This is a genomic window from Tissierellales bacterium, from assembly GCA_035301805.1.
Lineage (GTDB): Bacteria > Bacillota > Clostridia > Tissierellales > DATGTQ01 > DATGTQ01.
In genome coordinates this window covers 1-11,566 of the sequence record DATGTQ010000266.1, presented here as the reverse complement: position 1 = coordinate 11,566, position 11,566 = coordinate 1, and the positions used below count along the sequence as shown (strand labels likewise).

The window sequence follows — 11,566 nt, the reverse complement described above, 5'->3', positions numbered from 1 at the left end:
ATATATGTCTAATATAACTAGAAAACATATAAAAATTATGGAAAGGTATAATGCCTTTTTTTCTCCGTTTATATTTATTTTATCTAGTAAAAATAATATTCCTATACATAAAATAATTAATGGAAATATGTATCCACCAAAGCCCATGAGTTTAAAATAAAAACCTCGTAAAATCCTTCCCAATATTCCAGTTTTATCACTAAATAAACTAATAATAGACAGTATAGCGAATGTTACTATAAATATTGCTGTAATTTCTTTGTTATAAAATTTCTTTTTTTTGCCTTTATTCAAAGGTACCACCTCTAGATAAGATTCTATAGAGGATTAAAAAATCCTCTATATTTTAAAAAAATTGACTAGCTATAGTAATAATTCCTAATAGCCATAAGTAATATGAGAAATAATGAAACTTTTTATTCTTTAATAAACTTATAAGTAGCTTAAGGCCAAGTACTCCAACAACTGTTGAAGTTATAACTCCAATAATTAAAGGAACAGAAAAATTAGCACCACCACTAGCTTCTACAGCTTCTTTAATCCCTAAGACTCCTGCTCCAAATGTAGCAGGTAGAGCTAATAGGAAAGAATATTCTATTGCAAGTGGCCTGTCTAAACCTCTTAAAAGGCCTGCTACTATAGTTGAGCCTGAACGAGATATACCAGGCATAATAGCCATACCTTGAAATACACCAATAATAGTAGCATCTAGACTAGACATAGCATTAGCATCTTTATATCCTGCAGTTTTTTTATCTGCTATCCATAATAAACAACCTGTTAACAAAAAGGCAATACCTATTGCAAAAATTGAAGAATATAGTTTTTCAAATAAATCTTTAAAAAAGATTCCAATAATAGCAGTAGGTATGCTTCCAACAATTATCATTAATGCTAACCTTTGATATTCATTTCTAATCTTCATCTTTTTAGTTTTAAAACCTTGATATATCATTTTAAAGAATTCAGCAATAATTTTTACTATCTCATTGAAATAGACAATTATAATTGAAATCAAGGTACCAAAATGAAGCATTTCAGTGAAAAATAAATTCCCCTCTTTTATACCAAAAAAATGTTGAAGCAGGACTAAATGTCCTGAGCTACTAATTGGTAAAAATTCAGTTACTCCCTGAACAATACCTAATGCAATGGATTGTAAAATTGTCACATCAATCCCCCCAATAAAATTTTCTTTGCTTATGATATTATAGCATAATTTTTCTAGTTATACTATTTTATTAAACTATTTAACTTATCTAAAGCCTTATTAATACCTCCCACCTCATTAATTAATCCACAATCCACTGCCTCCTGCCCTATTAGTATAGTCCCTACATCATTTGCTAATTCATCTGTATCATACATTAAAGGCATTAACTTTTCCTTATCAATTTCAGAGGTTCTTAATATAAAATTAATAATTCTTTGCTGCATTTTTTGAAAATATCTAAAAGTTTGAGGTACTCCAATGACTAGGCCTTTAGTTCTAATAGGATGAACAGTCATTGTTGCAGTAGGAACTATGAAAGAATAATCTGTAGCAGTAGCCAAAGGTACACCTATACTATGACCACCTCCTAGTACTAAAGAAACTTTTGGTTTATCTATACTATTGATTAATTCGGCCAAGGCTAAACCAGCTTCTACATCTCCCCCCACTGTATTTAAAATAATGAATAATCCTTCTATTTTAGGATTTTGCATAGAAGCAATTAAAAGAGGTATTATATGCTCATATTTAGTAGTTTTTTTATCGGGAGTAGCTAATACATGACCTTCTATTTCCCCAATTATAGTAATGAATTGAATAGTTTCTGAGATTTCTGGAATTTGGGTCGTTCCAACATCCTTAACATTTTCTTTTACATCCTTCTTATCAGAATCGCCATTTAAAAAATTATTCATAAAAATCCTCCATTTTTTATTAAAGTTCCTTTATATAGTGTCTACTATTTTTACAAAATATATGCCTTACTATAAAAAAGAGAAAAAGACGAATTTCTTTTGTGAAATAATAATAAACAAAGAAATCCGCCCTTTTTTGTAAAAATATCTATTTATCCAATTCAAAGACTTTATGAAGTACCTTAATGGCTTTATTTAAATCCTTTTCACGAACAAGACACCAAATAGTGTTATGGGAATCAGAAGATTGAAGAATTTTTATGTTTTCTTTTGATAAAGCACTAACAATTCTAGCCATAACTCCAGGTAATCCTTGCATTTTATATCCAATAGCACTTAGCTTACAGCAATCTTCTACTATTTCATATTCATAATCTTCACTATCTAATATTTTAACTAGCTTAGTTAAATCTTTTTTGTCAATAGTAAAAACTTTTTTATCTAGAAAAAAGTTTATAAGATCAATACTTATATTGTACTCTGTTACTTTTTCCATGAGCTTTTCAGTATGATCCTCAGTATCAGTTTTTATATTAACTTGTACTCGTCCTTTTTTATATGTGATTGCAGTAATTATTTTATTACCGTATAATTCCTTTCTATTATTATAATAATTAATATTAGGTTCCTCAATAGTAGTTCCAGAACTATTGCTAAAAGTATTTTTTATTTTTACAGGTACATTATATTGTTGAGCAATTTCTACAGCCTTAGGATGTATTACTTTTGCTCCATCTTCAGCTAATTGATAAACCTCTGAATAACACATAGTTTCTAAAACTTTAGCAGTGGGTACAATGTTAGGATCGGCAGTCATTACACCATCAACATCAGTGTAAATTTCAACGGATTCACAATCTAATGCCTTTCCTAAGGCTATAGCACTAATATCACTTCCTCCTCGGCCTAAAGTAGTAATTTCTCCATCTATGGTCATACCTTGAAACCCAGTAATAATGGCAATCTCATTCTTATTTAATGTTTCTATTAATTTAGTAGGTTCAATTTTAGTAATTCCTGCATCTCCAAAATTTTCATCAGTAGTTATACCAGCTTGATATCCTGTAAAAACTTTAGACTTCAGACCTTTTTTATTTAATAAATTTGATAATACTACAGCAGAAATAGTTTCCCCACAGGAAAGAAGCAAATCTATTTCACGATTATCCAAAAAAGTTTTATCTACAAGATCTAGTAAAGAATCTGTGGCATAAGGATTACCTGCTCTGCCTATTGCAGAAACAACTACAATAATATTATAATTTTTATTATACTTTTCTATTATTTTTTCAACAACCTTTTCTCGATTTTCATCATTGGCCAATGATGTTCCACCAAATTTTTGTACAACAATATTCATAGGCATCTCTCCTCTAATAAAGCTATCGCTAGTTCATATTATGGCTCTTCTTTTTTAGATGTGAAAACTAAATATCTAATTCAATTATAATCATGTCGTTACCAATTTTTCTAATAGAATCCCATGGAATTTCAATATCATTTCTTTCACCAAATAATTTAAACTGCATCCTTCCATCTGGCATAAGTAAAGATTGAATTTTACCAGTTCTTTTATCTACAACAATATCTGCTTCAGCAATATTTCCTAATCTTTCACCATTATTTAAATTTACGATTTCTTTTCCTCCCAGTTCATATAGATTCAATAATATCACTCCTTAGTATGTAGTTATAATATATTATATGAAATAGGAGTTTAGTATTATGTTGTTATCAATTATGATAAGATTTGATATGATATTATTATTTTTTATTAAAAACCAGTATGTCCAAATCCTCCTGACCCTCTTTCTGTTTCATCTAATTTTTCAACTAGTTTAAACTTAACAGTTTCATATTTTAGAAAAACTAGTTGTCCAATTCTATCTCCCTTCTCTATAATAAAGGGTTCATCTCCAAAATTAATCAATATCACCTTAATTTCTCCTCTATAATCACTATCTATGGTTCCAATTCCATTAGCTAAACTAATACCATGCTTTAAAGCCAAACCACTTCTCGCTCGAATTTGTCCCTCATAACCTTTAGGAATAGATACATAAATTCCAGTAGGTACTAACACTCTACCAAATTGTTTAATAGTAATAGAAGAATCTAAATTTGCATATAAATCTATACCTGAAGATCCTTCTGTCTTGTATTCTGGTAAGGGTAAATCACTTTTATTTACAATTTCAATTTCCATATTTATCACCTCAATTTAAAATATTGTTAATAGTATCAATATTATAACCATCAATCATTAATTTTTCAATTAATATAGGTAAAGCATTTAAAGTTTCTTCCGTTGGGTGCATAAGTACAATAGCTGAATTATGAGCCTTACTTGTAACTCTTTCAATAATTACATCTCTTGTACTATCCTCTCTCCAGTCAATAGTGTCCACACTCCACATTATTATATCATAATCTAAATCAGTTGCTGCCTTCACTGTGTTGTCATTATAAGCTCCTGATGGAGGTGCAAAATACTTACAGTCTATTCCTAAGGATTCTTTTATAATATTATGGGCCTTTTCAATTTCTTCTTTGTTGTTTTCATAATTTAATTTATCATAGTCTCTATGCGAATAGCCATGATTTCCTATTTCATGGCCATTATCATAAATCTTTTTCAATAATTCTTCATTCTCCTCTGCCCATCTTCCAGTAACAAAAAAGGAAATCTTAATATTATTTTCTTTTAATATATCTAACATAGGTATAATATATTCATTGCCCCAATCTACATTACAAGCAAAGGCCAGTACCTTTTCATCTCTAGTGCCTTTATAAAAAATATCTCTATTAAAAGTTTCATCTGCTTTATTAAACAAAGAGTTTATCAAACCAATTAATAAAATAATAAAAACTATAGTCAGAAGAATATATATAGTTTTCTTTTTTAAAAAAATAATTTTCATATTTAACCTCCAAAATATACATTTATACTATTATATTAAGAGGTCCATATAAATTATTACTAAGAAAAAACATGAACCTTTTTTTGGTTCATGCCTTAGCTTATTTGTTATTTCTTTTTGGCTTATTATCCTTAGTTTCATCCTTAGGTAGGGCAGCTTTTCTAGATAAATTAATTCTACCTTGATTATCAATTTCAATAACCTTTACTAATATTTCTTCTCCTATAGAAAGAACATCCTCTACTTTATCAATTCTCTCCTTTGAAATATTTGATATATGAACTAATCCTTCTTTGCCATTTAATATTTCAACAAAGGCACCAAAGTTAACTATTTTAACTACTTTACCTAAATATATTTCCCCTACTTCAACATCTTTAGTTACTTTTTCTATCATTTCTATAGCCTTTTCTCCACCCTCAACAGTTTCAGAAACTATAATAACTTCTCCATCATCATCAATATCGATCTTTACACCAGTTTCATCAATTATTTTATTAATCATTTTTCCACCTGGTCCTATAATATCCCTAATTTTATCAGTATCTACATTCATAGTAAATATTCTAGGAGCATAGGGAGATAATTCTTCTCTAGGCTTAGAAATTGCTTCATTCATCTTGTCTAATATGAAAAGCCTACCTGCTCTAGCCTTATCTAAAGCTTTTTCTAATATTTCTCTACCTATACCAGATATTTTAATATCCATTTGTATGGCAGTAATACCTTTTTCGGTACCAGCAACTTTAAAATCCATATCTCCAAAGAAATCTTCCATACCTTGTATATCACTTAATATAACAGTTTTATCCTCAGACTTCATTAATCCCATAGCAATACCTGCCACTGGAGCTTTTATAGGTACACCTGCATCTAATAAAGCTAATGTACTACCACATACACTGGCTTGGGAACTAGAACCATTAGAACTTAGTACTTCAGAAACTAATCTAATTGTATAAGGAAATTCTTCTACAGAAGGAATTACTGGCTCTAAAGCTCTTTCTGCTAAAACCCCATGACCTATTTCTCTTCTGCCGGGACCTCTTAGCATTCTTGTTTCTCCTACAGAATAAGGTGGGAAATTATAATGATGCATATAACGTTTAAACTCTTCCTCAGTAATACCATCAATTATTTGAACGTCACTAGAAGCTCCTAAAGTTGCAATAGTTAGAGCTTGAGTTTGACCTCTCGTAAATAGCCCTGAACCGTGGGTTCTAGGTAATAAGTTTACATCACAGGATATAGGTCTTATTTCATCTGGTTTCCTATCATCAGGTCTAACTTCTTTTTCTATTATCATTTTCCTAATTTGTTCTCTAACAATATCAGTAAGAACTGCATTAACATCACTTTCATTTTCTGGATATTTCTCTAAAAATATTTCTAATACTTTTTCTTTTACAGAATTAATTGTTTCTTCTCGTTCCTGTTTTTCAAAAGTGTGAATAGAATCTGCTATTTTTTCACTAGCAAACTCTCTTACTTCTTTTTCAATTTCCTTATCAGGACAAAATTCAGGAAACTCTTGTTTTTCTTTTCCTATTTCATCTTTGATTTTTTCAATAAATTTACATATGCCTTGGATTTCCTTATGGGCATAGAGAATTCCTTCTAGCATTGTAGATTCAGGTATTTCATTTCCCCCAGCTTCAACCATCATTACTGCATCTTTTGTCCCAGACACTATAAGATGTAATTCAGAATTATCCCTTTCATTACTAGTTGGATTAATAATGAATTTATCATCAATCATTCCTACTAAAACAGAACCAATTGGTCCATCAAAAGGTATATTGGATATAGTTAAAGCTATTGATGATCCAATCATAGCCACAATATCTGGAGTACAATCTTGGTCTACAGAAAGAACAGTAGCTATAACTTGTACATCATTCCTATATCCTTCTGGAAATAGGGGCCTTATAGGTCTATCTATTAATCTTGATGTAAGTATAGCTTTTTCACTAGGTCTACCTTCTCTTTTAATAAAGCCACCTGGAATTTTTCCAACTGAATATAACCTTTCTTCAAAATCAACACTTAATGGGAAAAAGTCTATTCCCTCTCTAGGTTCTTTAGATGCTGTAGCTGTAACTAATACAACAGTATCACCATATTGAACTATACAAGAGCCATTAGCTTGTTCAGCCACCTTCCCAATTGTTACTTTTAATTCTCGTCCCGATAGATTATGTTTGTATACTTTCTCCATACTTAACCTCCTTCATTATATATTGTATCATTATTATTACATTTTACACTTTTAGATTAATGTATTTATCCATATAAATTAATAGAGCGGGAGACCCGCTCTTTATTAACCTCTAATTCCAAGTTTTCCAATAAGATTTCTATATCTTTCAATATCTTTTTTCTCTAAATATTTCAATAGACCTCTTCTTTGGCCAACCATTTTTAATAAACCTCTTCTTGAGTGATGATCTTTTTTATGTTCCTTTAAATGTTCATTTAAAGCATTAATTCTGTAAGTTAAAATAGCAATTTGCACCTCTGGAGAACCAGTATCTCCATCATGTAATTTGTATTCCTCAATAATTTGTGTCTTTTGTTCCTTTGTAAAAGTCATATGTTTTCAACCTCCTAATAAATAAATTCACCTTTAGCTAAGTATATCGCCGAGGTAAACGAGAAACATAGCAAAAGGTATGTCAATCACGATAATTCTAACACAAAACCATTAAAAAGTAAATAGATTATTTCATTTTAGCGTATTTAATATCTTCATTAATTTGTTCAATTAGTTCTTTTTCTGTGTTAAATTTTATCTCATCTCTCATATATTCTAAAAAACTAATCTCTATTTTTTTACCATAGATGTTTTTTTCAAAATCAATAATGTGAGTCTCTATTTTTATATCTTTCTCATTATAAGTAGGATTAATACCTACACTAGTGACACTTAAATACTCTTCATTATCAATAATAGTATTAGTCTTATAAACTCCAAACTTGGGCATAGTGAAGTTATGGTCCATCTTTAAATTAGCAGTAGGAAACCCTAACCTTCCACCTCTTTTATGACCATCTATTACTTCCCCTTTAATTGAATAGTTTCTTCCTAAAAGATTATTTACTTTTAATATATTACCCTCTTTTATAAGCTTTCTAATAAGGGTACTACTTATTAACTCCCCATCTATACAAACAGGATTAACTACAACTACTTTAAAGCCATATTTCTCACCAAGTTCTCTAAGAGTATCTGCATCACAAGAAGCCTTATGCCCAAATTTATAATTAAAACCAACAACTACAACTTTTGTATTTAATTTATCTAGTAATATTTTCTTTACAAACTCCTCACCAGATAAGGACATTAACTCTTCGTTAAAATCTATAGTATATACAGTATCAATATCTAAATCTTGAAGAATAGATAATTTTTGTTCATTATCACTTAATAAAGTTAAATCTTTATCCTTTCTAGTAATAAGACGGGTATGATTTTGAAAAAATAATACAGAACTTTTTATATTATTAATTTTAGCTTCTTCTTTTACAGTATTTATTAGAGCCTGATGACCAATATGTAGGCCATCAAAATCTCCTAAGACAATAGCTACCTCTTCATTGTATAAGGTATTATTTACACTAATTATTTTCATTATATTATCACCTTTATACTAGGACTCTAATCATTTTTAATAATTCTTGTCCATCCCTTTTAATAATTTTACCTAGACCTAAAAAATTTTCTTCACTATAAACTTTTAAAATATCATTGTAATTATAATCTATATTTAAATTCTCAACAGGAATCATTACTCCATTTACAATTTTACTATAATATTTATCCTCTAGTATAATATTAGGATAATTTACTAAACCCTTATCAATAGGAAGTATTAAAGATCTTATAGAGTCTTTATTCTTTCCCTTAATAGAATTAAGCCCTATAGAATCCTCAATTTTAAAATTACTAACACTAGTTCTGGTTAAATAAGACATATATCCATAAGTTCCTAATTTATAGCCTATATCATTACACAAAGTTCTTATATAAGTACCAGCGGAACATTCTACACCAAATAGCACCTTATTATTTTCATCTATTTCTAGTATGTCTAAGTTATAAATAGTTACCTTTCTAGACTTTCTTTCTACAACTTTTCCTTCTCGAGCTAATTCATAAAGTTTCTTGCCTTTAAACCTAACTGCTGAATACATAGGAGGTATCTGACTTAATTCTCCCTTAAAACTATTGAAAACTTCAGATATATCCTTACTACTTACTTTTTTCTTAGAATGCTTTAAAACCTTTCCCTCTAAATCCTGTGTATCAGTTTCATAGCCTAAGGTTAACTCTCCAATATAAGATTTTTTTGATCCTAATATATATTGACTTATTTTAGTAGCCTTTCCAGTACACAATACCAAAACTCCACTGGCCATAGGGTCAAGGGTTCCCGTATGTCCAACCTTTTTTATTTTCAATTCCCTTCTTACAATAGATACTACATCAAAAGAAGTCATACCTGGTGGTTTATAAATATTCAAAATTCCATCCATATTCATTACCTTAAATAGCCCTTTATACTATTTAGAACACTTTCTTCTGCCTCTTCTATATCCTTAAAAATAGTACAGCCTGCAGCTCTTTTATGTCCACCACCACTGAACTCTAAACATACTTTTGAAACATCTAGATATTTTTTAGAACGAAGACTTAATTTAATTTCTTTCTTGTCATATTCTTTTAAAATACAGGCAACCTCTATATTTTCTATATCTCTAATAAAGGATATTATACCTTCCGTATCTTCCATTGTAGCCTTATTATCCTTTAGCATTTTTTGAGTAATTTTAATAGTACCAACTTTTCCATCATAATAAAGATTTAAATTCTTTAAGGCTTCTATAAAAAGCCGTGTTCTCTCTAGACTCCTACTTTGATATAATTGAGTAGTTATCTTATTTAAATTGATACCCTTATCCAATAAGTCTGCTGCTACTCTATGGGTATTAGAACTTGTGCTATCATACATAAAACTACCAGTATCAGTTGAGATAGCCACATATAAACATTCTGCTACATCTCTATTTATGGGTATATTAAGTTTTTTAATCAAATAATAAACTATTTCTCCAGTTGAACTGGCAGGTGGGAAAACCATATTAATATGGCCGAAATTATCATTTGTTATATGATGATCAATATTTAATATTTTATTAGCCTTAAGTGCAATTTCTTTTCCAGAACCTAATCTATCTAAATCACTACAATCTAAAGCTATAAATAAATCAAATTCTTCATCTTGTGTAGGCTCACTAATAAGGTGCACATTAGGTAAAAATTGATAATCCTTTGGTATACTATCTACCTTTACAAGATGAACAGTTTTATTCATCTCCTTTAAAGCCATGCCTAATGCTAATAAAGAACCTATATTATCCCCATCAGGATTTATATGAGAGCCAATATAAATATTTTCACTATTATTAATAATCTCTATTCCACTAGATAATAACTGTTCTAGGTTTTTAGACATATTATTTGCTCCTTTTTTCTTTATCTTCCTTATTAACTTTATCTATTAATTTAGATATATATATTCCTTGCTCTATTGATTTATCTATATGAAAAACAGGTTCAGGTAAATATCTTAGTTCAACTCTATTACCTATTTCTCGTCTTATAAAACCTTTTGCACTTTCTAACCCTTCCAAAGTTTTTTCTTTCTCTAAATCGTCACCAAGAACACTAATATAAATATTTGCATAGCTAAGATCATTAGTAACATCTACCCTTGTTACGCTAGTCATATTATTAATTCTTGGATCCTTTAATTCATAATTTATTATCTCCGCAGTAACTTTTTTTATCTCTTCAGAAATTCTATTTAACCTTTTTGTTTTCATTAAAGTACACCTCTATCTTCTTACTTCTTTTAATATATAAGCTTCTATTATATCTCCTTCTTTAATATCATTGTAATTTTCAATTCCCAGTCCACTTTCATAGCCTGTAGTTACTTCTCTAACATCATCTTTAAACCTTTTTAATGATGAAACATCTCCTTCATGTATAACTATATTATCTCTTAGTAACCTAACTTTACTATTTCTAGTAACCTTACCTTGCTGTACATAAATGCCTGCAACAGTACCAATTTGTGGCACCTTAAAAGTAGCTCTCACTTCCGCTCTACCAATAACTTCTTCTACAATTTTAGGTTCATGCATTCCTAAAATAGCAGATTTTATATCTTCAATAGCATCATATATAACTCTATAGGTCCTAACATCAACATTTTCTCTTTTAGATAAATCTATTGCAGTAAGAGTCGGTCTTACATTAAAACCTATAACTATTGCATTAGATGCTGCAGCCAACATTACGTCACTTTCTGTTATACCACCAACTCCACCATGTATAATATTTATTTTAACCTCATCAGTTTCTAATTGCATTAAAGTTTGATTAATAGCCTCAATAGAACCTCTTACATCCGCTTTAATTATTACACTTAATTCTTTAACTTCCCCTTCTTTAATTTGCTCAAATAAATCATCTAATGAAACTTTATAATTTGCCTTTAATTTTTCATCTCTTCGAATTTCCCGTCTTTTTTCGGCAAAATCTTTTGCTAGTTTTTCATCTTCTGTAGCATATAACATTTCCCCTGCATTTGGAACTTCGGATAATCCTAAAATCATAACAGGTATAGAAGGTGTAGCAGTTTTTACTCTTTCGCCATTATCATTGA

At 29.5% G+C, this 11,566-nt stretch carries 14 protein-coding genes; all 14 read right to left on the bottom strand.

Going from position 1 to position 11,566, the window contains the following annotated elements; translation table 11 throughout:
• Positions 1-294 (bottom strand): cell division protein FtsK (locus VK071_13130; protein ID HLR36256.1); only part of this gene is annotated, 294 nt, incomplete at its 3' end.
• 52 nt (positions 295-346) lie between these two features.
• Positions 347-1,171, bottom strand: coding sequence for an undecaprenyl-diphosphate phosphatase (locus tag VK071_13125; protein HLR36255.1), 825 nt, complete (start codon positions 1,169-1,171; stop codon positions 347-349).
• A 62-nt stretch (positions 1,172-1,233) separates the two neighbouring features.
• Entirely contained in the window at positions 1,234-1,908 is a 675-nt protein-coding gene (locus tag VK071_13120; protein HLR36254.1) for an ATP-dependent Clp protease proteolytic subunit, read from the bottom strand.
• Between the two features lie 148 nt (positions 1,909-2,056).
• Positions 2,057-3,268 (bottom strand): aspartate kinase, encoded by a 1,212-nt coding sequence (dapG, locus tag VK071_13115; protein ID HLR36253.1) that lies wholly within the window; start codon positions 3,266-3,268, stop codon positions 2,057-2,059.
• 67 nt (positions 3,269-3,335) lie between these two features.
• Positions 3,336-3,584: a YlmC/YmxH family sporulation protein gene (locus VK071_13110; protein HLR36252.1), complete on the bottom strand. Its 249-nt coding sequence runs from the start codon at positions 3,582-3,584 to the stop codon at positions 3,336-3,338.
• Positions 3,585-3,682: 98 nt separating this feature from the next.
• Positions 3,683-4,114, bottom strand: a complete 432-nt coding sequence (dut, locus tag VK071_13105) for a dUTP diphosphatase (protein ID HLR36251.1) — start codon at positions 4,112-4,114, stop codon at positions 3,683-3,685.
• A gap of 10 nt (positions 4,115-4,124) precedes the next feature.
• Positions 4,125-4,832: a polysaccharide deacetylase family protein gene (locus tag VK071_13100; GenBank protein ID HLR36250.1), complete on the bottom strand. Its 708-nt coding sequence runs from the start codon at positions 4,830-4,832 to the stop codon at positions 4,125-4,127.
• 100 nt (positions 4,833-4,932) lie between these two features.
• Positions 4,933-7,050, bottom strand: a complete 2,118-nt coding sequence (pnp, locus tag VK071_13095) for a polyribonucleotide nucleotidyltransferase (protein ID HLR36249.1) — start codon at positions 7,048-7,050, stop codon at positions 4,933-4,935.
• 105 nt (positions 7,051-7,155) lie between these two features.
• A complete protein-coding gene (gene rpsO / locus VK071_13090; GenBank protein ID HLR36248.1) occupies positions 7,156-7,425 on the bottom strand; it encodes a 30S ribosomal protein S15 in 270 nt (89 codons plus the stop codon).
• Between the two features lie 127 nt (positions 7,426-7,552).
• Positions 7,553-8,464 carry a bifunctional riboflavin kinase/FAD synthetase gene (locus VK071_13085; protein HLR36247.1) on the bottom strand — a complete coding sequence of 304 codons (912 nt, stop codon included), beginning with the start codon at positions 8,462-8,464 and terminating at the stop codon, positions 7,553-7,555.
• Between the two features lie 13 nt (positions 8,465-8,477).
• A complete protein-coding gene (truB, locus tag VK071_13080; GenBank protein HLR36246.1) occupies positions 8,478-9,356 on the bottom strand; it encodes a tRNA pseudouridine(55) synthase TruB in 879 nt (292 codons plus the stop codon).
• A gap of 17 nt (positions 9,357-9,373) precedes the next feature.
• Positions 9,374-10,348, bottom strand: a complete 975-nt coding sequence (locus VK071_13075) for a bifunctional oligoribonuclease/PAP phosphatase NrnA (protein HLR36245.1) — start codon at positions 10,346-10,348, stop codon at positions 9,374-9,376.
• A 1-nt stretch (position 10,349) separates the two neighbouring features.
• The gene (gene rbfA, locus VK071_13070; protein HLR36244.1) at positions 10,350-10,718 is read right to left on the bottom strand and encodes a 30S ribosome-binding factor RbfA; all 369 of its coding nucleotides are present in this window, start codon (positions 10,716-10,718) and stop codon (positions 10,350-10,352) included.
• Between the two features lie 12 nt (positions 10,719-10,730).
• The coding region (locus tag VK071_13065; GenBank protein HLR36243.1) for an EF-Tu/IF-2/RF-3 family GTPase at positions 10,731-11,566 on the bottom strand (836 nt) is incomplete at its 5' end.

Excerpts from the sequence above, each read along its gene's own strand:
- rpsO (HLR36248.1), bottom strand. The coding sequence starts at position 7,425 with ATGACTTTTACAAAGGAACAAAAGACACAAATTATTGAGGAATACAAA.
- dapG (HLR36253.1), bottom strand. The coding sequence starts at position 3,268 with ATGAATATTGTTGTACAAAAATTTGGTGGAACATCATTGGCCAATGAT.
- VK071_13100 (HLR36250.1), bottom strand. The coding sequence starts at position 4,832 with ATGAAAATTATTTTTTTAAAAAAGAAAACTATATATATTCTTCTGACT.
- rbfA (HLR36244.1), bottom strand. The coding sequence starts at position 10,718 with ATGAAAACAAAAAGGTTAAATAGAATTTCTGAAGAGATAAAAAAAGTT.
- pnp (HLR36249.1), bottom strand. The coding sequence starts at position 7,050 with ATGGAGAAAGTATACAAACATAATCTATCGGGACGAGAATTAAAAGTA.
- VK071_13075 (HLR36245.1), bottom strand. The coding sequence starts at position 10,348 with ATGTCTAAAAACCTAGAACAGTTATTATCTAGTGGAATAGAGATTATT.
- VK071_13085 (HLR36247.1), bottom strand. The coding sequence starts at position 8,464 with ATGAAAATAATTAGTGTAAATAATACCTTATACAATGAAGAGGTAGCT.
- dut (HLR36251.1), bottom strand. The coding sequence starts at position 4,114 with ATGGAAATTGAAATTGTAAATAAAAGTGATTTACCCTTACCAGAATAC.
- VK071_13120 (HLR36254.1), bottom strand. The coding sequence starts at position 1,908 with ATGAATAATTTTTTAAATGGCGATTCTGATAAGAAGGATGTAAAAGAA.